This is a genomic window from Pseudomonas sp. HMSC067G02, from assembly GCF_001813485.1.
Taxonomy (GTDB): domain Bacteria; phylum Pseudomonadota; class Gammaproteobacteria; order Pseudomonadales; family Pseudomonadaceae; genus Pseudomonas; species Pseudomonas aeruginosa.
Window position 1 is genome coordinate 1 of record NZ_KV812667.1, and the last position, 516, is coordinate 516.

Here is a 516-nt window from a genome sequence, read left to right on the forward strand (position 1 = left end):
TGACGATCACTTCCTGGCCGATCCGCGGGATCTGGATCGAGCCCCAGTTCTTCCCCGCCCAGGCCTGCGAGACGCGCATCCAGCAGGAGCTGTTCTCGTTGGACTGGTCGTGGCGGTCCCAGTGGAAATGCACCTTGACCCGGCCATACTGGTCGGTCCAGATCTCCTCGCCCTTGGGCCCGACCACCACCGCAGTCTGCGGGCCACGGACGATCGGCAGCGGAGTGGTCGGCAAGGGGCGGTAGGCCTGGCCGGCATCGATGCAGTCCAGCTCGCTTTCGAACTGCGCGCCCACCCCGCCGCCGCCGGTCTCGTAGAGTTCCTGGACCACCCGGTAATCGGCACCGACCACCAGGTACTCGCGGTTCTGGTCCTCGCGCGGGTAGCCGCTGAGCTTGAACAGGTGGCCCGAACCGAGGCCGCGGGCGCGGCCGCGCAGGCGCACCCGTTCGTAGCGCGCCTGCAAGGCTTCGATACGGGTCCGCGCGTACTGCTCGCCGTCCTGGCTCTGCACGT

At 68.6% G+C, this 516-nt stretch carries 1 protein-coding gene; it reads right to left on the reverse strand.

The window, feature by feature from the left end:
- Positions 1 to 516: type VI secretion system tip protein VgrG (gene vgrG, locus HMPREF2914_RS13600; protein WP_139148210.1), on the reverse strand; the 516-nt coding region annotated here is incomplete at both ends.